This window comes from Streptomyces sp. YJ-C3 (genome assembly GCF_053891275.1).
Map to the genome: position 1 here is coordinate 8,672,171 of NZ_CM132685.1, position 26,132 is coordinate 8,698,302.

12 protein-coding genes and 3 rRNA genes are annotated in these 26,132 nt (G+C 69.9%); 6 read left to right on the top strand and 9 right to left on the bottom strand.

Annotated features, from left to right (window positions below; all coding sequences use genetic code 11):
• Positions 1–15: 15 nt before the first annotated feature.
• From rrf to ACVHNB_RS39385, 4 genes are all read right to left on the bottom strand, one after another.
• Positions 16–132: ribosomal RNA gene (gene rrf / locus ACVHNB_RS39370) — 5S ribosomal RNA — on the bottom strand.
• 89 nt (positions 133–221) lie between these two features.
• Positions 222–3,342 (bottom strand): 23S ribosomal RNA (locus tag ACVHNB_RS39375).
• A 314-nt stretch (positions 3,343–3,656) separates the two neighbouring features.
• Positions 3,657–5,182 (bottom strand): 16S ribosomal RNA (locus ACVHNB_RS39380).
• The 16S, 23S and 5S rRNA genes sit together here, the layout of an rRNA operon.
• A gap of 675 nt (positions 5,183–5,857) precedes the next feature.
• The gene (locus ACVHNB_RS39385) at positions 5,858–6,412 is read right to left on the bottom strand and encodes a MarR family winged helix-turn-helix transcriptional regulator (protein ID WP_428953787.1); all 555 of its coding nucleotides are present in this window, start codon (positions 6,410–6,412) and stop codon (positions 5,858–5,860) included.
• 177 nt (positions 6,413–6,589) lie between these two features.
• On the opposite strand from ACVHNB_RS39385, the gene ACVHNB_RS39390 reads away from it, so the two are divergent.
• Complete coding sequence (locus ACVHNB_RS39390) at positions 6,590–7,861, top strand: MFS transporter (protein ID WP_428957621.1); 1,272 nt, start codon at positions 6,590–6,592, stop codon at positions 7,859–7,861.
• A gap of 73 nt (positions 7,862–7,934) precedes the next feature.
• Here ACVHNB_RS39390 and ACVHNB_RS39395 read toward each other — a convergent pair whose 3' ends face one another.
• From ACVHNB_RS39395 to ACVHNB_RS39405, 3 genes are all read right to left on the bottom strand, one after another.
• The gene (locus ACVHNB_RS39395; RefSeq protein WP_456227013.1) at positions 7,935–8,768 is read right to left on the bottom strand and encodes a class I SAM-dependent methyltransferase; all 834 of its coding nucleotides are present in this window, start codon (positions 8,766–8,768) and stop codon (positions 7,935–7,937) included.
• Positions 8,769–8,838: 70 nt separating this feature from the next.
• Positions 8,839–10,485, bottom strand: a complete 1,647-nt coding sequence (locus ACVHNB_RS39400; protein ID WP_456227014.1) for an ATP-binding SpoIIE family protein phosphatase — start codon at positions 10,483–10,485, stop codon at positions 8,839–8,841.
• A 180-nt stretch (positions 10,486–10,665) separates the two neighbouring features.
• Positions 10,666–12,069 (bottom strand): NAD(P)/FAD-dependent oxidoreductase, encoded by a 1,404-nt coding sequence (locus ACVHNB_RS39405; protein WP_428953784.1) that lies wholly within the window; start codon positions 12,067–12,069, stop codon positions 10,666–10,668.
• A 362-nt stretch (positions 12,070–12,431) separates the two neighbouring features.
• On the opposite strand from ACVHNB_RS39405, the gene ACVHNB_RS39410 reads away from it, so the two are divergent.
• A complete protein-coding gene (locus tag ACVHNB_RS39410; protein WP_428953783.1) occupies positions 12,432–13,196 on the top strand; it encodes a TetR/AcrR family transcriptional regulator in 765 nt (254 codons plus the stop codon).
• Positions 13,197–13,455: 259 nt separating this feature from the next.
• The gene (locus tag ACVHNB_RS39415; RefSeq protein WP_456227015.1) at positions 13,456–15,393 is read left to right on the top strand and encodes a sigma-70 family RNA polymerase sigma factor; all 1,938 of its coding nucleotides are present in this window, start codon (positions 13,456–13,458) and stop codon (positions 15,391–15,393) included.
• Positions 15,394–15,413: 20 nt separating this feature from the next.
• On the opposite strand, the gene ACVHNB_RS39420 is transcribed toward ACVHNB_RS39415, so the two are convergent.
• Together ACVHNB_RS39420 and ACVHNB_RS39425 are read right to left on the bottom strand one after the other, a co-directional pair.
• Positions 15,414–18,731, bottom strand: coding sequence for an ATP-binding protein (locus tag ACVHNB_RS39420; RefSeq protein ID WP_456227016.1), 3,318 nt, complete (start codon positions 18,729–18,731; stop codon positions 15,414–15,416).
• Between the two features lie 1,119 nt (positions 18,732–19,850).
• Positions 19,851–21,947, bottom strand: coding sequence for an asparagine synthase-related protein (locus tag ACVHNB_RS39425; protein WP_428953780.1), 2,097 nt, complete (start codon positions 21,945–21,947; stop codon positions 19,851–19,853).
• A 608-nt stretch (positions 21,948–22,555) separates the two neighbouring features.
• Between ACVHNB_RS39425 and ACVHNB_RS39430 the strand changes: the two genes are divergently transcribed.
• The 3 genes from ACVHNB_RS39430 to trmB all read left to right on the top strand — a co-directional run bounded on the left by ACVHNB_RS39430 (position 22,556) and on the right by trmB (position 26,096).
• Positions 22,556–23,977 (top strand): MFS transporter, encoded by a 1,422-nt coding sequence (locus ACVHNB_RS39430; protein WP_428953779.1) that lies wholly within the window; start codon positions 22,556–22,558, stop codon positions 23,975–23,977.
• A 53-nt stretch (positions 23,978–24,030) separates the two neighbouring features.
• A complete protein-coding gene (gene lhgO, locus ACVHNB_RS39435; protein ID WP_428953778.1) occupies positions 24,031–25,254 on the top strand; it encodes an L-2-hydroxyglutarate oxidase in 1,224 nt (407 codons plus the stop codon).
• A 68-nt stretch (positions 25,255–25,322) separates the two neighbouring features.
• Positions 25,323–26,096, top strand: a complete 774-nt coding sequence (gene trmB, locus ACVHNB_RS39440) for a tRNA (guanosine(46)-N7)-methyltransferase TrmB (protein WP_428953777.1) — start codon at positions 25,323–25,325, stop codon at positions 26,094–26,096.
• Positions 26,097–26,132 lie beyond the last annotated feature (36 nt).

The following is a 26,132-nucleotide window of genomic DNA, read 5'->3' on the forward strand; positions in this document are numbered from 1 at the left end:
CTTTTCTCAACAATAGTTCGGCGGCGTCCTACTCTCCCACAGGGTCCCCCCTGCAGTACCATCGGCGCTGTAAGGCTTAGCTTCCGGGTTCGGAATGTAACCGGGCGTTTCCCTCACGCTATGACCACCGAAACACTATGAAACTGTCAACCGGAGCCGTAGCCAATCGGCTTCGACGGTTGTTCGTGGTTTCAGAACCAACACAGTGGACGCGAGCAACTGAGGACAAGCCCTCGGCCTATTAGTACCAGTCACCTCCACACCTTACGGTGCTTCCAGATCTGGCCTATCAACCCAGTCGTCTACTGGGAGCCTTAACCCCTCAAAGGGGGTGGGAGTCCTCATCTTGAAGCAGGCTTCCCGCTTAGATGCTTTCAGCGGTTATCCTTTCCGAACGTAGCCAACCAGCCATGCCCTTGGCAGGACAACTGGCACACCAGAGGTTCGTCCGTCCCGGTCCTCTCGTACTAGGGACAGCCCTTCTCAAGACTCCTACGCGCACAGCGGATAGGGACCGAACTGTCTCACGACGTTCTAAACCCAGCTCGCGTACCGCTTTAATGGGCGAACAGCCCAACCCTTGGGACCGACTCCAGCCCCAGGATGCGACGAGCCGACATCGAGGTGCCAAACCATCCCGTCGATATGGACTCTTGGGGAAGATCAGCCTGTTATCCCCGGGGTACCTTTTATCCGTTGAGCGACGGCGCTTCCACAAGCCACCGCCGGATCACTAGTCCCGACTTTCGTCCCTGCTCGACCCGTCGGTCTCACAGTCAAGCTCCCTTGTGCACTTACACTCAACACCTGATTACCAACCAGGCTGAGGGAACCTTTGGGCGCCTCCGTTACCCTTTGGGAGGCAACCGCCCCAGTTAAACTACCCATCAGACACTGTCCCTGATCCGGATCACGGACCCAGGTTAGACATCCAGCACGACCAGAGTGGTATTTCAACGACGACTCCCCCTGAACTGGCGTCCAGAGTTCACAGTCTCCCACCTATCCTACACAAGCCGAACCGAACACCAATATCAAACTGTAGTAAAGGTCCCGGGGTCTTTCCGTCCTGCTGCGCGAAACGAGCATCTTTACTCGTAGTGCAATTTCACCGGGCCTATGGTTGAGACAGTCGAGAAGTCGTTACGCCATTCGTGCAGGTCGGAACTTACCCGACAAGGAATTTCGCTACCTTAGGATGGTTATAGTTACCACCGCCGTTTACTGGCGCTTAAGTTCTCAGCTTCGCCAAGACGAATCTTGACTAACCGGTCCCCTTAACGTTCCAGCACCGGGCAGGCGTCAGTCCGTATACATCGCCTTACGGCTTCGCACGGACCTGTGTTTTTAGTAAACAGTCGCTTCTCGCTGGTCTCTGCGGCCACCCCCAGCTCAGAGTGCAAGACTCATCACCAGGAATGGCCCCCCTTCTCCCGAAGTTACGGGGGCATTTTGCCGAGTTCCTTAACCATAGTTCACCCGAACGCCTCGGTATTCTCTACCTGACCACCTGAGTCGGTTTAGGGTACGGGCCGCCATGAAACTCGCTAGAGGCTTTTCTCGACAGCATAGGATCATCCACTTCACCACAATCGGCTCGGCATCAGGTCTCAGCCACAAGTACGACGGATTTACCTATCGCACGGCCTACACCCTTACCCCGGGACAACCACCGCCCGGGCTGGACTACCTTCCTGCGTCACCCCATCACTCACCTACTACCAACTTGGGCCGGCGGCTCCACCACTTTCCATTCCCCGAAGGGTCCGGAACGGCTTCACGGCCTTAGCATCACTGGATTCGATGTTTGACGCTTCACAGCGGGTACCGGAATATCAACCGGTTATCCATCGACTACGCCTGTCGGCCTCGCCTTAGGTCCCGACTTACCCTGGGCAGATCAGCTTGACCCAGGAACCCTTAGTCAATCGGCGCACACGTTTCTCACGTGTGTATCGCTACTCATGCCTGCATTCTCACTCGTGAACCGTCCACCACTAGCTTCCGCTGCAGCTTCACCCGGCACACGACGCTCCCCTACCCATCACAGCAGGCGTTGGCCCTCTTGCTGCAATGACACGACTTCGGCGGTACGCTTGAGCCCCGCTACATTGTCGGCGCGGAATCACTAGACCAGTGAGCTATTACGCACTCTTTCAAGGGTGGCTGCTTCTAAGCCAACCTCCTGGTTGTCTCTGCGACTCCACATCCTTTCCCACTTAGCGTACGCTTAGGGGCCTTAGTCGATGCTCTGGGCTGTTTCCCTCTCGACCATGGAGCTTATCCCCCACAGTCTCACTGCCGCGCTCTCACTTACCGGCATTCGGAGTTTGGCTAAGGTCAGTAACCCGGTAGGGCCCATCGCCTATCCAGTGCTCTACCTCCGGCAAGAAACACACGACGCTGCACCTAAATGCATTTCGGGGAGAACCAGCTATCACGGAGTTTGATTGGCCTTTCACCCCTAACCACAGGTCATCCCCCAGGTTTTCAACCCTGGTGGGTTCGGTCCTCCACGAAGTCTTACCTCCGCTTCAACCTGCCCATGGCTAGATCACTCCGCTTCGGGTCTTGAGCGCGCTACTGAATCGCCCTATTCGGACTCGCTTTCGCTACGGCTTCCCCACACGGGTTAACCTCGCAACACACCGCAAACTCGCAGGCTCATTCTTCAAAAGGCACGCAGTCACGAGATATGTGCAAGCACATATCCGACGCTCCCACGGCTTGTAGGCACACGGTTTCAGGTACTATTTCACTCCGCTCCCGCGGTACTTTTCACCATTCCCTCACGGTACTATCCGCTATCGGTCACCAGGGAATATTTAGGCTTAACGGGTGGTCCCGCCAGATTCACACGGGATTTCTCGGGCCCCGTGCTACTTGGGTGTCTCTTAAACGAGCCGCTGACGTTTCGACTACGGGGGTCTTACCCTCTACGCCGGACCTTTCGCATGTCCTTCGCCTACATCAACGGTTTCTGACTCGTCCCACGGCCGGCAGACCGTAGAAAAGAGATCCCACAACCCCCACGACGCAACCCCTGCCGGGTCTCACACGTCGTAGGTTTGGCCTCATCCAGTTTCGCTCGCCACTACTCCCGGAATCACGGTTGTTTTCTCTTCCTGCGGGTACTGAGATGTTTCACTTCCCCGCGTTCCCTCCACACTGCCTATGTGTTCAGCAGCGGGTGACAGCCCATGACGACTGCCGGGTTTCCCCATTCGGAAACCCCCGGATCAAAGCCTGGTTGACGACTCCCCGGGGACTATCGTGGCCTCCCACGTCCTTCATCGGTTCCTGGTGCCAAGGCATCCACCGTGCGCCCTTAAAAACTTGGCCACAGATGCTCGCGTCCACTGTGCAGTTCTCAAACAACGACCAACCACCCGTCACACACCAAGAACCTTGGCGCTTCACCGGGGCCGGCATTGAGGTCGGGAACAAGTCCGTACCCTCAGATACCCAACAGCGTGCCCGACACCCTCGCCCCTCGTGGTCTGCGTTCCACGCTCCGAAGAGCAGTACTTGCAGCCCGAGTTGACTGACGGTGCCGAATAATCAACGTTCCACCCATGAGCAACCACCGTCGAACGTTTGCCGACGTAGTGGCCTCTGACCTCGTCCCGAAGGACTCGGTAAGAAGTGCTCCTTAGAAAGGAGGTGATCCAGCCGCACCTTCCGGTACGGCTACCTTGTTACGACTTCGTCCCAATCGCCAGTCCCACCTTCGACAGCTCCCTCCCACAAGGGGTTGGGCCACCGGCTTCGGGTGTTACCGACTTTCGTGACGTGACGGGCGGTGTGTACAAGGCCCGGGAACGTATTCACCGCAGCAATGCTGATCTGCGATTACTAGCAACTCCAACTTCATGGGGTCGAGTTGCAGACCCCAATCCGAACTGAGACAGGCTTTTTGAGATTCGCTCCACCTCGCGGTATCGCAGCTCATTGTACCTGCCATTGTAGCACGTGTGCAGCCCAAGACATAAGGGGCATGATGACTTGACGTCGTCCCCACCTTCCTCCGAGTTGACCCCGGCGGTCTCCTGTGAGTCCCCATCACCCCGAAGGGCATGCTGGCAACACAGAACAAGGGTTGCGCTCGTTGCGGGACTTAACCCAACATCTCACGACACGAGCTGACGACAGCCATGCACCACCTGTACACCGACCACAAGGGGGGCACTATCTCTAATGCTTTCCGGTGTATGTCAAGCCTTGGTAAGGTTCTTCGCGTTGCGTCGAATTAAGCCACATGCTCCGCTGCTTGTGCGGGCCCCCGTCAATTCCTTTGAGTTTTAGCCTTGCGGCCGTACTCCCCAGGCGGGGCACTTAATGCGTTAGCTGCGGCACGGACAACGTGGAATGTTGCCCACACCTAGTGCCCACCGTTTACGGCGTGGACTACCAGGGTATCTAATCCTGTTCGCTCCCCACGCTTTCGCTCCTCAGCGTCAGTATCGGCCCAGAGATCCGCCTTCGCCACCGGTGTTCCTCCTGATATCTGCGCATTTCACCGCTACACCAGGAATTCCGATCTCCCCTACCGAACTCTAGCCTGCCCGTATCGACTGCAGACCCGGGGTTAAGCCCCGGGCTTTCACAACCGACGCGACAAGCCGCCTACGAGCTCTTTACGCCCAATAATTCCGGACAACGCTTGCGCCCTACGTATTACCGCGGCTGCTGGCACGTAGTTAGCCGGCGCTTCTTCTGCAGGTACCGTCACTTTCGCTTCTTCCCTGCTGAAAGAGGTTTACAACCCGAAGGCCGTCATCCCTCACGCGGCGTCGCTGCATCAGGCTTTCGCCCATTGTGCAATATTCCCCACTGCTGCCTCCCGTAGGAGTCTGGGCCGTGTCTCAGTCCCAGTGTGGCCGGTCGCCCTCTCAGGCCGGCTACCCGTCGTCGCCTTGGTGAGCCACTACCTCACCAACAAGCTGATAGGCCGCGGGCTCATCCTGCACCGCCGGAGCTTTCAACCCCCTCAGATGCCTGAAGGAGTGTCATCCGGTATTAGACCCCGTTTCCAGGGCTTGTCCCAGAGTGCAGGGCAGATTGCCCACGTGTTACTCACCCGTTCGCCACTAATCCACCCCGAAGGGCTTCATCGTTCGACTTGCATGTGTTAAGCACGCCGCCAGCGTTCGTCCTGAGCCAGGATCAAACTCTCCGTGAATGTTTCCCCGTGATCGGGGTGACACCACGAGAGCGGAACAAGGAGAGGAATAATCCCCTTGTTCACAGCGTCCTCGCTGTGCGCCTACCGGTCAGTGACCGGCAGGACTTTTTCAAAGGAACCTCAACTCACCGAAGTGAGTCGGGGTATCAACATATCTGGCGTTGATTTTTGGCACGCTGTTGAGTTCTCAAGGAACGGACGCTTCCTTTGTACTCACCCTCTCGGGCTTTCCTCCGGGCGCTTCCCTTCGGTACTTCTTTTTAATGTTACTGCGTGTTTCCGACTCTATCAGACCGTTTCACCGGCCGATTTCCTCGGGGTCGTGCTCCGCTTTCCGGCCTTTCGGCCTTCCGGCGGTGTTGACTCTATCAGATCCTTTCGGGCCTGATTCCCTGTCAACCGGGTTTGTCTTCGCGGCTGTTGGGCCGTTCCGACGTCCCAGACTTTAGCGGATCCTCGCGGCGGTTCCTAATCGGGTCGATCAGGTCGGACGCGCCCCGAAATCGAATTGAATTCGGGCAAGCCGAAATCAATCCCAGGGGGAGATCGTGCTGGTGGTTTGGGTGCCGCTTCAGCGGCGGAGGTGCTGTCGCAGAACCGTTACGGCCCCGTGGCAACCCGAAGAACTTTACGGATCGGGCAGGGCAGTGTCAACCCCCGCCTGGAAGGACCTCAGTCGAGGTCGGTGAGGCGTCCGCCGGCGTCCGGCTGGGCGTCCTCGACGCGGCGCAGGAGGCGGGTGAGGACCTCGCCCAGGACGCCGCGCTCGACCGAGGTGAGGTCCTGGAGGAGGTCCTCCTCGAAGACGGAGGCGAGGCGCATGGCCTCCAGCCACTTCTCGCGGCCCTGCGGAGTCAGCTCCACGATCACGCGGACCCGGTTGTTCTCGTCGCGGTCCCGGGTGACCAGGCCCTCCTGGACCATGCGGTCGATGCGGTGAGTCATCGCGGCCGGCGTCAGACCGAGGCGCTTGGCGAGGTCCCCGGGGCCCATCCGGTACGGCGAGCCGGAGAGGACGAGGGCCTTGAGGACCTCCCACTCGGCGTTGCTGATCCCGATCTCCGAGGTCTGGCGCCCGTACGCCACGTTCATCCGGCGGTTGAGCCTGCCGAGCGCCGAGACGATCTGCTCGACCTGAGGGTCGAGGCCCTGGAACTCGCGCTGGTACGCGGCGATCTGCTCATCGAGGGTCGGCTCGGCTGTCGGCCCGCCGGTGGTGTCCGCCATGCCGCGCAGTATGGCACGCAAGTGGTTGGCGTTGAAGTCCTTCTCTGTGTATTGTTTAGCTTCTAACTTTAGCTTCGAAGTCTTCAGGGTTAACCGCTTGACGGCTCGTTGACGGCATCCATCGGCCCCCAGCTGGGGGCCGCGACTGCGAAAGGGCAGGTGAAAGTGACCAGGGCGATGGGCGCGGCGATGCGCCGGATTCAGATGGGCAGCGCGCTGAGCGCGTTCGGCATCGGCTTCACGGTTCCGTTCCTCTACGTGTACGTGGCGGAGGTCCGAGATCTTGGTGCCGGTGCGGCCGGCATCGTGCTGGCCGCGTTCGCCATGGCCGCTCTGGTCGTCCTTCCCTTCACCGGTCGCGCCATCGACCGGCGGGGGCCGCTGCCCGTGCTGCTGGTGGCGTCGGTCGTGGCCTCCGTGGGCGCGATCAGCCTCGGGCTCGCGAGCAGTGAGCCGGCCGCCATCGCTGCCGCCGCCGTCCTGGGTGCGGGCACCGCGGTGCTGCAGCCCGCCCTCGCGACCATGATCGTGTGGTGCTCGTCGCCCGAGACGCGGACCCGTTCCTTCGCCATGCAGTTCTTCCTGCAGAACCTGGGGCTCGGCATAGGCGGCCTCATCGGTGGCCAGATCGTCGACGAGAACCGGCCGGACAGCTTCCTGCTGCTCTTCGGCATCGAGGCCGTGATGTTCCTGGTGCTCGGCGCGATCGTGCTGAGCGTGCGGATGCCGCACGCCCCCTCCCTCGGCGAGGTCCGGCCCAAGGGCGACACCGGTGGCGGGCTGCGGGCACTGCTCGGGCACCGGGCCATGGTGCAGCTGTGCGTGCTGGGCTTCGTGCTGTTCTTCGCCTGCTACGGGCAGTTCGAGTCGGGTCTGAGCGCCTACGGTGTCGAGGCCGCCGGCATCTCGCCGTCGACGCTCGGGATCGCGCTGGCCGCCAACACCGCGATGATCGTCGTCGCGCAGTTCGCCGTGCTGAAGTTCGTCGAGCGGCGCAAGCGGTCGCGGGTCATCGCCGCGGTGGGGCTCATCTGGGCCGTCGCGTGGATCGCCGCGGGGTACGCGGGGCTCGGGCACGGCAGCCAGGCCATGGCCACCGCCGCGTTCATCTCCACGTACGCGCTCTTCGGGCTCGGCGAGGCGATGCTGTCGCCGACCGTGGCGCCGCTGGTCGCCGATCTGGCGCCGGCCGGCATGGTCGGTTCGTACAACTCGGCCTTCGCGCTGGTGAAGCAGCTCGCCCTCGCGGTCGGGCCCGCCGTGGGCGGGCCGATGGGGGCCGCGCTGCACGGGCCGTACATCGTGACGTTCCTGCTGTTCTCGCTGGGCATCACGGTCCTGGGGCTGCGGCTCGGCAAGCGGCTCACGCCGCTGCAGGACCAGCCGTCGCTGGCCGGGAGCCGTGTGGTGATGCAGAGCTCGCCGGAGCCCGCCACCGCGGAGGCGTGAGCGGGTGACGTGCGCAAGGGCGGTCGGTGCCTTCGGGCGCCGGCCGCCCTTGTCGTGCGTACGGCCCTCCTGGTCAGCGGATCGCCGTGGTCAGGGTCGCCGTGAAGGGCAGCGTCACCGTGCCGTCGGGGGCGGCGCGGTCGGCGAAGCGTTCCGCGAGGGTGCGGCCGGCCTCGCGCAGCGCCTGCTCCCCGTGTGCCGCCACGAGTTGTCGGCCCCAGGGCAGCGCCGACAGATGGCCCGCGGCGAACGCGGCGAGCGGGGGCAGGGTCACGTCGAGCGTGAGCACGCGGGCCGTCGCGTCGTGGAAGCCGGCCTTGCGCAGCGCCGCGGAGAGCACGTCGCCGGTGCAGGCGAACGCCTCGAGGTAGTCGGCGCCGGTCGCGGGTCCCGCGTGCTGTCGGAGCGTCTCGTGCTGGGCGGCGAGGTAGGGCGAGCGGTCCAGGTGCGTCCAGGTCGTCGCCGCGAAGCGCCCTCCGGGGCGGGTGACGCGGGCGGTCTCCGTGAGCGCGGCGACGAGGTCCGGGAAGAACTGGGCGCCCTGCTGGCACAGGACCACGTCGAACAGGGCGTCGTCGTGGGGCAGCCGGTCGGCGGGGGCCGCGGTGAACTCGATGTCGGGGTACAGGTGGGGGCGCAGAGCGGTCGCGAGCCGGAGCATCTCCTCGTTCGGGTCGGCGCCGTGCACCCGGCCGGTGGGGCCGACGCGGGCCGCGGCGATCCGGGCGGCGAACCCGGTGCCGCACGCGAGGTCGAGGACGGTGTCACCGGGCTCCAGGCCGGCGCTGTCCACGAGGGCGTCGACGAAGGGCGCCATGACCGGCGCGACGTACTGCTCGTAGCGGTCGGGGGCGCCGCCGGTGAGGTGGAAGCCCGAGGGGCCCGAGAGGTCTGCCGAGGGAGTCATAGGGAGCTGATAGCACCGCTGGGCGCGCTCGCCCAGGGGGCGCGGGCCGCCCCGCGTCAGCGCGCCCGGCTCACCCCGTCCCGTCCGGCAGAACGAACTCGCACCACACCGCCTTGCCGCCGCCCGGCGTGCGCCGCGAGCCCCAGTTCGAGGCGATCGTGGCGACGATGGAGATGCCGCGGCCCGTCTCGTCGCCGGGTTCCGCACGGCGGCGGCGCGGAAGGTGGTCGTCCCCGTCGGTGACCTCGATGATCAGGCGGCGGTCCGTGCGCCGCAGTCGCAGGCGCATCGGCGGGGTGCCGTGCTGCAGGGAGTTGGCGACGAGCTCGCTCGCGGCCAGGACGCCCAGGTCGTGCAGCTCGGGGGCGAACCGCCAGCTGGTCAGGACGCCGGAGGCGAAGGCGCGGGCCCGGGGCGCCGCCTCGACGCCGCCGAGCAGTTCCAGCGCCGCATTGCGGAAGCGCTCGCCGTCGGGGCCCTTGCGCGCCGGGTGCTGGAGGACCAGGACCGCCACGTCGTCGTCGTGGTCGGCCGTGACCCCGGCCGCGCGGATCAGGCGGTCGCAGATCACCTGCGGGGTGCCGGTCGCGCCCGCCAGCGCGTGTTCGAGCGCCGCCACTCCCTCGTCGATGTCCTCGTCCCTGCGCTCCACCAGGCCGTCGGTGTACATGACCGCCGTGGAACCGGGGCCGAGCGGGACGGAACCCGACGTGTGCAGCCAGCCGCCCGTGCCGAGCGGCGGGCCCGTGGGCTCCTCGGCGCGGTGGATCGTGCCGTTCTCGTCGCGTACGAGGATGGGGAGGTGGCCCGCCGAGGCGTACACGAGGCGGCCCTCGTTCGGGTCGTGGACCGCGTAGACGCAGGTGGCGATCTGCTGCGGGTCGATCTCGATGGCCAGCCCGTCGAGGAGCTGCAGCACCTCGTGCGGCGGCAGGTCGAGTCTCGCGTAGGCGCGTACGGCGGTGCGGAGCTGGCCCATCACGGCCGCGGCGCGCACGCCCCGGCCCATCACGTCGCCGATGACCAGGGCGGTGCGGCCGCCGCCGAGGGTGATGACGTCGTACCAGTCGCCGCCGACCGCGGCCTCGGTGCCGCCGGGCTGGTACGTGGCCGCGATGCGCAGGTCGTCGGGCTCCTCCAGCTCCTGGGGCAGCAGGGATCTCTGGAGGGTGACCGCCGTCTCGCGCTGGCGGCGCTCGCTGGTGCGCAGCCGCTCCGCCGCCTCCGCGTGGTCCGTGACGTCCGCCGCGAAGATCAGTACGCCGGGGCCCTCGGCCGTCTCCAGCGGGGTGCAGGTGACCGTGTACGAGCGGCCGCCCGCGGTCCTGCGGGACTTGACCGTGCGGGGCTTCGCGCTGCGCAGCACCTGGTCGAGGAGGGGGAGCAGGCTGAGCTCGTCGAGCTCGGGCAGGGCCGTGGCGGCCGGTTCGCCGACGGGGCGGTCGCCGAACGCCGCGACGTACGCGTCGTTGACGTACGCGATGCGGTGCTCGGGCCCGTGCACCAGGGCGACGAGGGCGGGGATGCGGTCGAGGACCTCGCGGACGGGCAGTTCGTCGACGCCGATGCCGCCGCCCGGCTCGGGTTCGTCGGGCAGGTGCTCGGCGCGGGCCGCGGGCACGGCGCTCTCGCCTCGCTGGGGTACGCCGTGGTCGGCCCGCGCTGCGGCGCGGCGCTGCGTTCCGGGGAGCCGGGCGCTCCAGCGCGTGAAGTTCACTGTGGGACAAGCCTCGTGTGGTCGAGGGCGGGCGCAGGGCCCGCCCAGGGTCGTGGACCAGTCTGGCCGACCGTACTGACAAACGTCAGACGCCGGTCCGGGAGCGGGAGTTCCGCGCTCCGGTCGGACGGCGGCCGGAACTCCGGTCGTCAGGTCGTCACCGGAGTGGCGGGGAGACGGTCAGGGCGACCCCTTCGGGCTGCCGGACGGCGGTGGAGAAGGGTCCTCAGGAGGGACGGTTCCGGCCGCGAGTTCGAACTCGGCGCGCGGCTGTTCCAGGGACCCCAGCGAGACGATCTCCCTCTTGAACAGGCCGGAGAGGGTCCATTCGGTCAGGACGCGGGCCTTCCGGTTGACGGTGGGCACCCTGCTGAGGTGGTAGACGCGGTGCATGAACCAGGCAGGGTAGCCCTTCAGCTTGCGTCCGTAGACGTGTGCGACGCCTTTGTGCAGACCGAGGGAGGCCACGGAACCCACGTACGCGTGCTCGTAGTCGGTGAGCGGCTGATCGCGCAGGGACGCCGCGATGTTGTCGGCGAGTGTCCTGGCCTGGCGCACCGCGTGCTGGGCGTTGGGCGCGCACTCCTTGCCGGGCTCCTCGGCCGTGACGTCGGGGACGGCGGCCGCGTCGCCCGCGCCCCAGGCGTGCGGGGCGCCGTCGACCGCGAGGGCGGCGGTGCACCTGAGCCGGCCGCGGTCGGTCAGCGGCAGGTCGGTGGCGGCGAGCAGGGGGCTCGGTTTGACGCCGGCCGTCCACACGACCGTACGGGTGGGGAAGCGGGAGCCGTCGCTGAGCACCGCGACCCGGTTCTCGCAGGACTCGAGGCGTGTTTCGAGTCGTACGTCGATGTTGCGGCCGCGCAGTTCACGGATCGTGTACTGGCCCATTTCCGGGCCGACTTCGGGCAGGATCCGGTCACTCGCCTCCACGAGGATCCACTTCAGGTCCTCGGGTGTGACGTTGTGGTAGTACTTCGCCGCGTACCGGGCCATGTCCTCCAGTTCGCCGAGCGCCTCGACGCCCGCGTAGCCGCCGCCCACGAAGACGAAGGTGAGGGCCGCGTCGCGGATCGCCGGGTCGCGCGTGGAGGAGGCGATGTCCAGCTGCTCGATGACGTGGTTGCGCAGGCCGACGGCCTCCTCGACCGTCTTGAACCCGATGCCGTACTCGGCGAGGCCGGGGACCGGGAGCGTACGGGAGATCGAGCCGGGGGCCAGGACCAGTTCGTCGTAGGTGAGCGGGGTCGGGCCCGTGCCCTCCTCCGCGCTGGCGAGCGTCGTGTACGTGGCCGTGCGCTTGGCGTGGTCGACGGAGACCACCTCGCCGACGATGACGGTGCAGTGCTCCAGGACGCCGCGCAGCGAGACGACGACATGGCGCGGGGAGATGGAGCCCGCGGCGGCCTCCGGCAGGAACGGCTGGTACGTCATGTACGGGTCGGGGGTGACGACAACGATCTCCACAGCGCCGCTCCGAAGCTCGGTTTTGAGCTTCTTCTGGAGGCGCAGGGCGGTGTACATCCCGACGTAGCCGCCGCCGACAACGAGAATGCGCGCAGGTTCCCTCACCCTCCCATGACGCATCGGACCCTTGCGTTTGTCCACAGCCCCGGCAATTTGTGTGACGGAGCGGAGGCGCTCGTACCGGTCGGGCGGACGGCTGTGGCACGGGACAGGTGCGCAGGTCAGCGGGTAGAGCGGGGGTACGTGACAGGGGGGCAATCGGGGCGGAATCGCCGCGTACTCCGTTCGGGGGGCGCTCCGTGCGGAACCTGCCCCTTCTGAATTGACTCCGGCTCAACTATGTTCGTGTGCTGTCGGGGTGTCGGGGGACGCACTGGCGGGGCCGCAGAGCGGGTCCGGAAATCGCTGTCTGTTCCTCACGCTCCGGCTGACAATGACGGGGAGTGTCTCCGGGGGGAGACGTCATTACCGGGGGAACACATATGCGCATTCAGGAATCTCAATGGACCTCAGCGTCTTCCGTCGCGCCCACGGGCGTCTCGGGGGGCGCCAACGGGCGGGGTGCGGGCGACAGTTCGCGCTCGACGCCGCTGCGGGTGGACGCCCAGCGCAATCTGGAGCACGTGCTGCGCGCGGCCCGGGAGGTCTTCGGTGAGCTGGGGTACGGGGCGCCCATGGAGGACGTGGCGCGCCGCGCCCGCGTCGGTGTGGGCACGGTGTACCGGCGCTTCCCCAGCAAGGACGTACTGGTGCGACGGATAGCCGAAGAGGAGACGGCCCGGCTGACCGACCAGGCGCGCACCGCGCTCGGCCAGGAGGACGAACCGTGGTCGGCGCTCTCGCGCTTCCTGCGGACGTCGGTGGCCTCGGGCGCGGGCCGGCTGCTTCCTCCGCAGGTGCTGCGGGTGGGCGTGGCCGACGAGCGGTCGGACGGCGGCCGGGACGAGGCGCGTGTCCCGGAGCAGCGCAGTGCGGCGCCCGAGCTGCGGCTCGTGGAGCAGCGCCACGCTCCGCTCGACGAGGGCGTGCCCGCGGACGACACGGGTGCGACGGAGCTGCTCGAGGTCGTGGGGCGGCTCGTGGACCGGGCCCGGGAAGCCGGTGAGCTCCGTGCCGACGTGACCGTGTCCGACGTCCTGCTGGTCATCGCGACGGCGGCGCCCTCGCTGCCGGACGCCGCCCAGCAGGCGGCCGCGTCGGCCCGACTGCTCGACATCCTTCTGGAGGGGCTGCGCTCGCGGCCCTAGGGTGGCGACAGGCCCTTCAGTGACCGGTTGAGTGAGCGGTGCGGTGCGATGACCGCGGGCGGCCGATATGTGCCGTTCGCGGTCAACTACTGTCCGGGGTACGCCCGTTGAGCCTTCCCCGGATGAGTGAACCGTAGTGCTCAGGTGCGGGAAATCTCCACGGATGAGTGGTTGCCGTGCACGAACCGGCCCGGTGGGGGGCGGGTGTGACACTCTTTCCCGGTGGTCGGGTCAGAGTGTGCGGTCGGGGGCTTCCGCGATGAGCGTTGACGGGCGGGACGAGCAGCAGCCCGACGGTGGGGTGACGGGCGCCGAGGATCTTCCCCCGCAGCAGGTGCCGAGCCAGGGCGGGCCCGGGCGGACCTCCGCCGAGCCGCCGAGCGCGGCGCCGGACCCGGATGTGTCCGTACCGGCCCAGCGGGAGGGCCTCGCCGGTGCGTCGGGACCGTCCGGTGCATCGGGTGCGTCCAGTGCCGGACTGCCGCCGTCCGACGCCGACTTGATCGGGCGGATGCGCAGCGGGGACGACAGCGCGTACGAGGAGCTGTACCGCCGGCACGCCGCCGCCGTACGCCGCTACGCCCGCACCTGCTGCCGCGACGCGCACACCGCGGACGATCTGACGGCCGAGGTGTTCGCCCGCATGCTGGGCGCCGTCCGCGGCGGCAGCGGGCCCGAGCACGCGGTGCGCGCCTATCTGCTGACCACGGTGCGCCGCGTCGCCGCGAACTGGACGAAGTCGGCCAAAAGAGAACAACTAGTCGATGACTTCGCCGTGTTCGCCGCGCAGGCCGGCCGCTCCAACGAGGTCTCCGACGACGACACCCTCGAACTCGGTGCCGATGTCCGCGCCATGCACGAGGCCGAGCAGTCGATGGCCATGCAGGCCTTCCGCTCCCTGCCCGAGCGCTGGCAGGCCGTGCTCTGGCACACCGAGGTCGAGGACGAGTCGCCGAGCGACGTGGCCACGCTCTTCGGGCTCGACGCCAACGGCACGCGCGTGCTCGCCAAGCGGGCCCGCGAGGGCCTGAAGGAGGCCTACCTCCAGGCGCACGTCTCCACCACGCTCACCGAGTCCGAGGAGTGCTCCCGCTACGCGGACCGGCTCGGCGCCTACGCGCGCGGCAGCCTCCGTACGCGGGCCGAGCGCGGTCTGCGCAAGCACCTGGAGGAGTGCGCCAAGTGCCGGCTGGCCGCGGGCCAGATCAAGGAGGTCGCCAGCGGCATCCCGGGTGTCGTGCCGATCGCGGTCATCGGCTGGTTCGGTGCCGCCGGGTACGCGAAGGTGGCCGCGCTCATCGGCGGCGGCGCCGCGGGTGCGGCGGGCGCCGGGGCCGGTGCGGCCGCGGCGTCGGGCGGCTCGTCCGGCGGCGGTGCGGCCGGCGGGGCCGCGTCCGAGGGGCTCGGGGCGCCCGCGAAGGCCGGTATCGCGGCCGGTGTGGTGGCGGCCGGGGTCGCCGTCGCGGTGGCCATGGCGCTCGCCGGTGACCCGAAGCCGCAGCCCGAGGCGAAGTCGGAGAAGCCGCCGGTGTCCCAGCCGGTCCCGCCGGAGCCGTCCCCCGAACCACCGACGCCCGCGCCCGAACCCCCGGCGCCGAAGCCCGACCCGACGCCTCCGAAGCCCACACCGACCCCCACGCCGAAGCCGAAGCCGACGCCTGAGAAGCCGACGCCCACGCCCACCCCCGAGCCGACACCTCCGAAGCCGAAGCCGAAGCCCACGCCCAAGCCGACGCCCCCGAAGCCGACTCCCCCGCCGGCCCCGGCCGTCTACCAGCTGAACCGGCTCGACTACGGCGTCGTCGGCGACGGCTCCAAGCCCGAGATCCGGCTCGGCGCGAGCAGCTGGGTGTGGCAGCGCTACGGCATGTCGACCGGCGGCAAGCAGTACGCCAACGGCGTCTCGGTGCACGCCCCGTCGTCCGTCACCATCGACCTGAACCGCACGTGCACCGCCTACGACGCGTCCGCCGGTGTCGACGACATGACGCTGGGGCTCGGCGCCGTCCGGTTCTCCGTCTACGTCGACGGCGCCCGGGCCTGGCGCTCCCCGGTGATGCGCGGCAACGACCCGGCCGTGCCGGTCCATGTCGATCTGACCGGGCACAAGACGATCCGGCTCGTGGTCGATCCGCACACGCCGTTCGGCGCGGTGGCGCTCGCGGACTGGGCCGAGTCCCGCTTCACCTGCAGCTGAGCCGGTGAACGGGCCGCCGGTCAGCGCGCGTCGGCGCCCGTGCCCAGCTCGGCCAGGATCTCCCCGGGCGTGAGGCCCCGGCCCGCCGTCTGCTCCGCCGCGTACCGGGCGGCGCCCAGCTCGGCCCGGGCCCGGGACTCCACCGCCGCCTGCTCGGCCTGCTCCGGCATCGGCCGGGGCCGGCCGCCGCGCAGCCCGTCGGCGGCCCCGAACAGGCGCGCCGCGCGCACCAGATCGTCGCGGCGGGCCAGCAGTTCGGCGCCGATGTCGACCAGGCCGGCGATGACCGTCTCGGAGCACCGGCCCCGCACCGCCTCGCCCAGCACGCCGCCGAGGAGCGCGAGGCCGGCCGCGGGACCCTCCTCGGCGGCCCTGATCCGGACGTCGACGATGCCGAGCGCCGCCACGAACTGCGGCGGCGGCGTACCCGTCGCGGCCACCGAGCGGGACAGGTCGCACAGCTCGCGCGCGCGGGCCACCTCACCGTCGTCCAGCGCGAGATGGGCCCGCAGCAGCGCCACGAAGGCCGTGGTGTCCACGGTGCCGTGCTGCTCCGCCTCCGCGCTCGCCACGTCCAGGGTCTTCTCCGCGGTCTCGCGGTCCCCCTCCCGGTAGGCGATCTCGGCGAGGCGGGCCATCAGGAACGGCGTCTCCGCGAACGCCCCCACCTCATGGGCGAGGCGCAGCGCCTCCTCGTAGTGCTCCTTCGCCTCACCGAAGCGACCGCGTCCCATGGCGGCCTCGCCCGCGGCACTCGCCACCTGGGCCCGCATCCAGCGATCGCCCACCCGGCGGCCGATGTCCCGCAGCTCGACGAGGTCCTCGTCCACGCCCTGCATGTTGCCCTGCGTGTCGACGGCCGTGTGCGTACGGAACATCAGCGTGACGCCGAGATCCCAATCGCCGCCGAACCGGCGGCAGTTGATGACAGCCTGGTCGAGGGCGGCGCGGACGTCGCGGGTGCTGTCGACGATGAACAGCGAGAACGGCCAGACGATGCCGGGGAAGCGGGCGCCCTGCGGACCGGGCGGCTCGAAAGCCGCGAGCACCCGCTCCACATGCGCCCGGCCCTGCTCGTCGGCGACGGCCTCATGGGGCCGGGACTCGGCGGCCAGGAAGAGGGACAGCAGCCGCAGATTCATCCGCGGCCAGTACAGCGGGTCCGCCGGGTCGTCCGGGACCGTGCGGTCCGGCAGGAGCCGCTCGATCCCGTCGATCCAACCCGAGCCCTCCGGCCGGTAGTTGCGCAGCCACCAGAACCAGCCCATGTGCAGCGCCAGAGCGATCGCCGTCTCCTCGTCGACCAGTCCGGGCGCGCTCGTGACACGGCTCAGCGCCGCGCGGATGTTGTCGAGCTCCGTCTCCAGGCGCTGGATCCACGGAAGTTGCTCCGCCGAGCGGATCTTGGGGTCGGCCTCCTCGACCAGCGCGCGCACGTACGCGATGTGGCGGCGCTGCGCGGCCAGACGCAGCCCCGGGGTCTCCTCGGCGCGCTCCGTCGCGTACTCGTGGATGGTCTCCAGCATCCGGTAGCGCATACCGGTGCTCTCCGGGACGTCCGAGCCCTGGTGGGGTGTGGCGATCAGCAGGGACTTGTCCACGAGGGAGCCGATGGTGTCGGCGACGGTCACGGCGTCGCCGGCGCACACCGCCTCGGCCGCCGCCAGGTCCCAGCCGCCGGCGAACACCGACAGCTCGCGCAGGGCGGCGCGCTCCCGGTCGTCGAGCAGGTCCCAGGACCAGTCGACCACCGCGCGCAGGGTCTGCTGGCGGGGCAGGACCGTGCGGCTCCCGCTGGTCAGGAGGCGGAAGCGGTCGTCCAGGCGGTCCGCGATCTGGCGGGGCGTGAGCAGTCTGAGGCGGGCCGCGGCCAGCTCGATGGCGAGCGGCAGTCCGTCGAGCCGGCGGCAGATCTCGGTGACGGCCGCCGGATCGCGGGCCGGGTCGAATCCGGGGCTCACGGCCTGCGCCCGCTCGGTGAACAGCCGGTGCGCGGGGTCCGGGGGCAGTGGCTCGACCGGGCGCACCGACTCCCCCGGGACGCCGAGGGGTTCGCGGCTGGTGGCGAGGATCGTGAGGCCCGGGCAGTGGGTGAGGAGGGTCTCGGCGAGCTCCGCCGCCGCGTCGATGACGTGCTCGCAGTTGTCAAGGATCAGGAGCAGGCTGCGCTGGGCGCAGTACTCGATGAGAAGCGTGGTCGGGTTGTCGTGCGGGCCCGACAACTCGTGCGTCATCAGGACCGTCTCGCGCAGGCCGAGTGCGCTGACGACCGCGCCCGGGACCGCCCGTGGATCGTCGAGCGGCGCCAGCTCGACCAGCCAGGCCTGGGGGACCGGGGCGGCGGTCTCTTCTGCCAGGCGGGTCTTGCCGGAGCCGCCCGGGCCCGTGAGCGTGACCAGGCGTGCTCCTCGTAGATCGGAACGGACGGCGGCGAGTTCGGGTTCCCGGCCGACGAACGAATTCAGGCGGGGGCGGAGGTTGCCTGTGCGGGTCGGGGGGCGGGGGGTGGGTGCGGGCTGGGTGAATGTGGCTCGGGTCGGTGTGGCTTGGGTCGGTGTGGCTTGGGTCGGTGTGGCTTGGGTCGGTGTGGCTTGCGTGGACTGCGTGGGCTGAGGTGCGGTTGGTTCCGTCAGCAACTCCCGGTGCAGGGTCGCCAGTTCCGGGCCCGGGTCCGTGCCGAGTCCGTCCGCGAGGGTGCGGCGGGCCTCCTCGTACGCGGCCAGTGCGTCCGCGCCCCGGCCGGTCGCGCGCAGGGCGCGGATCAGGAGGGCGCGCAGGGGCTCGTCGTACGGGTGCGCCGTGGTGAGTTCCCGTAGTTCCGGTACGAGCTCCGGGGCGCGGCCCAGCCGCAGATCCGCCGCCACGCGTGCGCGGGTCGCCTCCAGGCGCTGGGCCTCGGGGCGGGTGGCCGCCGTGTGGTCGGGCAGGTCGGCGAGGGCCGGGCCGTGCCACAGGGCGAGGGCCTCGCGCAGGATGCGGGCCGCGGTCGCCGGGTCGTCCGCGGTCAGCGCCGCGATGCCCTCGCGGACCAGGCGCTCGAAGACGTACAGGTCGATGTCCGCGCGGGTCGCCGCGAGCCGGTAGCCGCCGGCCTCCGAGCTGATCGCTTCCTTGCCGAGCGCTCTGCGCAGGCGGCCCACCAGGGCCTGGAGTGCGGCGGGGGCGTCGGCGGGCGGGGTGTCCGCCCAGACGTCGTCGATGAGGGCGTCGGTGGGAGCGGTGTGGGGGGTGTGCAGGGCCAGGGACGCGAGGAGGGCGCGGAGACGGGGGCCGCCCACGGGGACGGCGGTGCCCTTGTCGTCGTAGGCCTGTGTCGTGCCCAGAATTGTGTACTGCACCTAGGCATTGTCGCCGGTTCGGTGCGAGGCGGGGGTGGATATTTCCGCTGGGCGGATACGGCTGCGGCTGCGGCGGGGCGGGTGGCTTCCGGGGGGCGATGGACTGAGGCAGGCCCGGGCTGGGCGGGGCTGGGTTGATGCGGTTGTGACTGGGCGGGGCTGGGTGCGCCGTCCGTTGTGGGGTGGGGCGGGGCCGCGTCGGCGTACCTCCTCGGCCGGATGGGTCTCGTCGCCTCCGTACGCCGTAGGCGCGTCATCCGGCGCTGAGTTCCCGCGGTGTCCTGCGGGGGCACCCCGACACGTCCCCTCCCGCCGGCTTGCGGCCTCCGCCCGGTGGGGCTTCCGACGCCGCTGGCTCATGTCCTCGCCGCTCGTACGCGGCTGACCGCCGGTGGGGCTTTCGACGCCGCTGGCTCATGTCCTCGCCGCTCGTACGCGGCTGACCGCCGGTGGGGCTTTCGACGCCGCTGGCTCATGTCCTCGCCGCTCGTACGCGACTGAACACCGGTGGGGCTTCCGACGCCGCTGGCTCATGTCCTCGCCGCTCGTACGCGACTGAACACCGGTGGGGCTTCCGACGCCGATGACTCATGCCCTCGCCGCTCGTACGCGGCTGACCGCCGGTGGGGCTTTCGACGCCGATGACTCATGCCCTCGCCGCTCGTACGCGACTGAACACCGGTGGGGCTTCCGACGCCGATGACTCATGCCCTCGCCGCTCGTACGCGACTGAACACCGGTGGGGCTTCCGACGCCGATGACTCATGCCCTCGCCGCTCGTACGCGACTGAACACCGGTGGGGCTTCCGACGCCGATGACTCATGCCCTCGCCGCTCGTACGCGACTGAACACCGGTGGGGCTTCCGACGCCGATGACTCATGCCCTCGCCGCTCGTACGCGACTGAACACCGGTGGGGCTTCCGACGCCACCGCCTGGGCAGTCTGCCGCCTGGGGCGGCAGGGTGGGCAAGGCGGCACCCCCGCGCCGGGTGACTGTTCGAGCGGGCCCGAGGGCGAGGAAAGCACCCCGCGGCGGGCGAGCGTGAGAGCAGGCCCGCGCGCAAAGTAAGCCCAGCGCCGGGCGGCCGTGAGAGCTGGGGCGGGGGAGAGCGCGCTGCTAGCGGAGCGGACCCGCTCCTAGGGCGCGTTCGGGGACGACGCTGCCCGTCGGGACGGCACGCGCGCGTGCGGGGGTGCCCGTCCAGCACGTGCCTCTTCGGGCCAGCAGACGGCGCAGCCACAGTTCCAGGGCGACGAGGTCGGCGAGGCCGTCGAGGGGCAGGGGTTCGCCGTCGGCCGCCGCGCGCAGCGCCTTGCGGACCACACGGGCCTCGACCAGGCCCGTCTGCGCCAGCAGCGGGGTGTCGAAGAGGGCGATCAGCTGGTCCGCGGCCACCCGCAGCCCCGTGCGGGCCGCCGCCGCGGAGGACGCGTGCGAGGGCGCCCCCCAGCCCGGGGGCAGGTCGGCGACGCCCGCGCCCTCCAGGACCGTGCGCAGGATCGTCGCGCGGGCCCCCGGCTGGACGCGCAGGGACTCGGGAAGCGCGCGGCAGGCGCGGACCACCTGGTTGTCGAGGAACGGGGCGTGCAGGCGCTGGAAGCGGATCTCCGCGGCCTGTTCGAGGATGCGCAGGTCCGCCGCGTGGCGGGCCAGGGCCGCGCGGGCCCGGAAGTCGCCGGGGCGCTGGCCGGGGCCGGGTCCGGGACGCGTCGTCCCCTGATGCAGGCGAACCGATACTTCAGCGAGAGCCTCACCGGTCAGCCAGCGCGCGGCGGGCCCCGGTCTGGCCCAGGTGAGCGCGGCCAGGGACGCACCGACGGCGCCGCCCGGCTCGTCGAAACTGCGGTGCAGCAGGCGGTCCGAGAGATGCTCCAGGCCCGCCTTGTAGGGCGTACGGGCCAGCTTGCGGGCCGCGCCGTACACGCGCGCGGGCACCGTGAAAGAACCGTCCGCCTTGGTGAGCGCCGCGACCGGGCGCACCATGCTGCGGCGGCGTCTGTCCATGAGGAGGTCCGTGAGACGCGCCGGATGGGCGTCCAGGACCTGGCGTGCGCCGTAGCCGGTGAAGTGGTCCGCGCTCCCGGAGGCGAGGCGCGCACGGTGCCGGGCCGCCGCGACGAGGCTGGCGCTGGGCTCGTCGGTGAGCGGGCCGTCCAGGTCGGCGTAGGGCAGGGCCTCTTCGCCCGCGGCCACGACGACGTGGTGCAGGCGCGGGTTCGCGGCCAGCGCCCCCGCACGTTCAAGTTCCGCCTCGTGATTGGTCGTTGTGCTGGAGATGTCGTTGAAAGTGACCGCGAGCAGGCGTTCACCCGCTCCCGTGCCGTGGCCCAGGACCGTGCCGGGCAGGCCGGGCAGACCCGCCGCGAGGAGCGCGAGGGTGCCGGAGGCGGGCCCGCCCGAGAGGTCCGCGCCGATACCGGGCACGGGCATGCCGCGGGCGGCGCGCCGCTCGGCGGGCCCCATGCCGGGCACGGGTCCGGGGTCGAGGTCGGTGCCGGGCACGTGCCGGGGCGCGGTGAGCCGGGCCCGTACGGCGTCCACCAGGGCGTCCCGTACGGCGTCCACGGCGCTGCCGGGGTCGACGGGCGCGGCACCCACCGCGAGGGACGCCACCGCCTCGTAGCCGGCGATCTCGCGGGCCCCGGCGCGCAGGATCAGCGCGTGCCCGGGCGGGATGCGGCGCACGCCCTGGTACGGCGTCGAGTCGTGCAGCGCCTCCGGGACGTCGGGGGTGGCGAGCAGCGCGGCGAGGTGGCCGACGTCGAGGTTCGCCTCGATGAGGTCCGCGAGGGGCAGGGCCGCGGTGGCGTAGGCCGTGCCGCCCGCCCAGGGGGTGTAGAACACCGGGCGCGCGCCCGCCAGGTCGCCGAGCACCATGACGCGGCGGCCCACCTGGACCACGGCGGTGTAGCTGCCCGGCCAGTTGGTGAGGTGGCGCAGGGCGCCGCCGCGCGCGGCGAAGAGCCCGACGCGCAGTTGTTCGTCGGTGGCGCCGCACACGCCGAGGACCGCGATCCGCGTCTGGTCGTCGACCCGCACGATGCGCACCTCGTCGGGGCGCCAGTCACCGACCGCCCACAGCGGATCCGGGTCGCCCCACAGGAGTTGGGAACCGACCGGGTGTACCGTTTCGCCGTCCGATCCCGTGGCTCCTGCGGACTCGAAGGCGACAGGTCCAGCGGCGGTGCTGCTCCATCCCACCAACCACCGCATTGCCGCCTCCACAACCTGTGGACAACCAAGGGGTCCCCATGCTGCCACGAAGGAGGCGCCCGAGAGGGGCCAAGTAGGGAGCGGGACACGGCGTGCGCTCCCCTTAATGCGCCCCTTTTGAGCCGTAGTTGAACCGTGGCACCACCACGGCGAGGTAGGACGACGGGGGCGACTTTCGGCCAAATCGGCTTCCGTTGGCCGGAGCTGAACACCCCGCTTCGGCCACAGCGCGCAACGCACAGTCCGGGAGGCGCACATCGCCTCCCGGACCGGTCCGCCGCCCGCGGGGATGTAGGCGGCGGTGTCCCCCAGCCCACTGGATCCAGTACAGCGGGCCGACCCACGCAGGTTCCATGGAAGCCGCGACCCCGCCTCGGAGTAAGAGCGCACGCACGGGCGCACGGCACCACACCCGGAGCACACAGTGACGGCGCGTGGCCTGCGCCGTACTTCCGTACGGACAACAATCTCGCCATCCGGAACTACGCCACTTAACGCTTGGGATCCGGCGAACTACGCTGGGTGTACGAATGCCGCGCGGTTATGCCAGGCCAAAAGACGGTCTGTGGAGTGCCGGCGCGGCAGCCGTCTGTGTCGAGGGGTGGCGCATGTCCAGGGAGCTACGCGGACCGAACGAGAAGCTCGGCGCCGTTCTCGCCCTCGCGGGAATCAGTAACGCGGGCCTGGCGCGCCGCGTCAACGACCTTGGCGCACAACGCGGGTTGACACTTCGCTACGACAAGACGTCGGTGGCGCGGTGGGTGTCGAAGGGCATGGTGCCGCAGGGCGCCGCGCCGCACCTCATCGCCGCCGCGATCGGCCAGAAGCTCGGCCGGCCCGTGCCGCTGCACGAGATCGGCCTGGCCGACGCGGATCCCGCGCCCGAAGTGGGCCTCGCCTTCCCGCGCGACGTCCGGGCGGCGGTGAAGTCGGCCACGGAGCTGTACCGGCTCGACCTCGCCGGGCGCCGGGCGGGCAGTGGCGGCATCTGGCAGTCCCTGGCCGGTTCGTTCGCGGTGAGCGCGTACGCGACGCCCGCCTCACGGTGGCTGATAACCCCGGCCGACTCGTCTGTCGCGAGAGAAGCGCACACGACGGACGAGGGGGCGCCCCAGAAGGTCGGCCACAGCGACGTGGTGAAGCTGCGCGAGGCCGCGGAGGACGCGCGGCGCTGGGACTCCAAGTACGGCGGCGGCGACTGGCGTTCGTCGATGGTGCCCGAGTGCCTGCGGGTCGAGGCGGCGCCGCTGCTGCTCGGCTCGTACTCCGACGACGTGGGCCGCTCCTTGTTCGGCGCCTCGGCCGAACTGACCAGGCTGGCCGGGTGGATGGCGTTCGACACCGGGCAGCAGGAGGCCGCGCAGCGGTACTACATCCAGGCCCTGCGGCTCGCGCGGGCGGCCGCGGACGTCCCCCTGGGCGGCTATGTGCTCGCCACCATGTCGCTCCAGGCCACCTACCGCGGGTTCGGGGACGAGGGCGTCGACCTCGCGCAGGCCGCTCTGGAGCGCAACAGAGGACTCGCGACCGCCCGCACCATGAGCTTCTTCCGCCTCGTCGAGGCACGCGCGCACGCACGCGCCGGTGACGCGCAGGCGGCGGGGGCCGCGCTGCGGGCCGCCGAGGGATGGCTGGAGAGGTCCAGGGACGGCGACAGCGACCCCTCCTGGCTCGGCTTCTACTCCTACGACCGGTTCGCCGCGGACGCCGCCGAGTGCTACCGCGACCTGAAGGCGCCGCGGCAGGTGCGCAGGTTCACCGAGCAGGCGCTGTCCAAGCCCACCGAGGAGTTCGTGCGCTCGCACGGCTTACGCCTCGTGGTGTCGGCGGTGGCCGAGCTGGAGTCGGGGAACCTGGACGCCGCGTGCGAGCAGGGGACCCGCGCCCTGGAGGTCGCGGGACGGATCTCGTCCGCGCGGACCACGGAGTACGTGAAGGACCTGCTGCACCGCCTGGAGCCCTACGGCGACGAGCCGCGCGTGGTCGAGCTGCGCGAGCGGGCCAGGCCTCTTCTGATGGCCCCGGCATAGTCGTGCCCCCTGTCCCGCATGGATTGTCAGTGGTGTCGGGCAAGATGCAGGGCATGGAGGTGAGGCCGGTGGGGACGGCTGCGTATGACGGGGACGTACTGGTGATCGGCGGCGGGATCGTCGGTCTCGCCACCGCGTATGCCGTCTCGCGTGCCGCACCGGGCACGCGCGTCGTCGTCCTGGAGAAGGAGGCCGGCCCGGCCCGGCACCAGACGGGACGCAACAGCGGAGTGATCCACAGCGGGATCTACTACCGCCCGGACTCGCTCAAGGCCCGGTTCGCGGTGCGCGGCGCCGCCGAGATGGTCAAGTTCTGCGCGGAGTACGGGATCGCGCACGCGGTCACCGGAAAGCTGATCGTCGCCACGGAGCGGGACGAGCTGCCCCGGCTGCACGCCCTCGCCCAGCGCGGCAGGGAGAACGGGATCGCGGTGCGCGAGCTCGGCCCCGCCCAGATCCAGGAGTACGAGCCCGAGGTGCGCGGCCTGGCCGCCATCCACGTCGCGAGCACCGGCATCGCCGACTACCGCGCGGTCGCCGGGCACCTCGCCGAGCTCTCCGGCGCCGACATCCGGTACGGGGCGGACGTCGTCCGGATCGACCGGCGGGCCGGCCTGGGCGTCGCCGTGCGGACCGCCGCCGGGGACATCGTGCGCGGCAAGGTCCTGGTCAACTGCGCGGGGCTGCAGTGCGACCGCATCGCCCGGCTCGCCGGGGACGATCCGGGGATGCGCATCGTGCCGTTCCGCGGCGAGTACTTCGACCTGGCCCGGCCCGAGCTGGTGCGCGGGCTCGTGTACCCGGTGCCGGACCCGGCGTTCCCGTTCCTCGGGGTGCACCTGACGCGCGGCATCGAAGGCAGTGTCCACGTGGGTCCCAACGCGGTGCCCGCGCTGGCCCGCGAGGGCTACGACTGGGGGGTCGTCCGGCCCCGTGAGCTGGCCGGGACGCTGGCCTGGCCCGGGTCGTGGCGGATCGCCCGGCGCCACTGGCGGTACGGGGCGGGCGAGTTGCGGCGCTCCGCGTCGAAGCGCGCGTTCACCGACGCGGTGCGCCGGCTGGTGCCCGCGGTCGACCCGCAGGACCTGGTGCCTTCGCCGGCCGGGGTGCGGGCGCAGGCCGTGCTGCGCGACGGGACGCTGGTCGACGACTTCCTGATACGGGAGGGCGCCCGCACGGTCCATGTGCTGAACGCGCCGTCGCCCGCCGCGACGGCGTCCCTGCCCATCGGCCGGGAGGTGGCCCGACGCGCCCTCGATGTGCTCGGCTCGGCGTAGGCCCGGGACCGGCGCCGGCCGTCCCTGGCGAGCGACGGCCGCCCCGGAGCCCGTAAAATCGCCCCACTGTGTCTGAGTCCGAATCGCCCAAGCACCCCGCCCCGCCCGAGCGCCCGAACGAGCCGCGCTTCCCGGACGGGCCCCGGCCCGATCCCGCCGGATCGCACTTCGAGCGGCGCATCCGCAGCTTCCAGCCGCGCCGCAGCCGGGTCACCACCTCGCAGGCCGAGGCGTTGCAGCGGCTGTGGCCGCAGTGGGGCCTGGACATCGACGGGCAGCGCGTCCTCGATCTCGCCGAGCTGTTCCCGGGCCTGGACCGGGTCGTCCTGGAGATCGGCTTCGGCATGGGCGAGGCCACGGCGCAGATGGCGGCCGACGATCCGTCGACCGGGATCCTCGCGGTGGACGTCCACACCCCGGGCCAGGGCAATCTGCTGAACCTGGCCGAGCGCGGCGGCATGACGAACGTACGGGTGGCCAACGGCGACGCGATCATCCTGCTGCGCGCGATGCTCCCCGACGACAGCCTCGACGGTCTGCGCGTCTACTTCCCCGACCCCTGGCCGAAGAAGCGGCATCACAAGCGCCGCCTGATCCAGCCGGAGTTCCTGTCCCTGGTGGCCGGCCCGCTCAGGCCCGGGGCCCTGGTGCACTGCGCCACGGACTGGGAGGAGTACGCGGAGCAGATGCTCGAGGAGCTCACGGCCCACCCCGACTACGTGAACACCCAGGCGGACGGCGGCTACGCGCCACGCCCCGCGTTCCGACCGCTGACCCGCTTCGAGGGCCAGGGCCTGGACAAGGGGCACGTGGTGCACGACCTGCTGTTCCGGCGCAGGTAGAACCGGTAACGCCCGCACCGGCCGTCCCGGCACCTT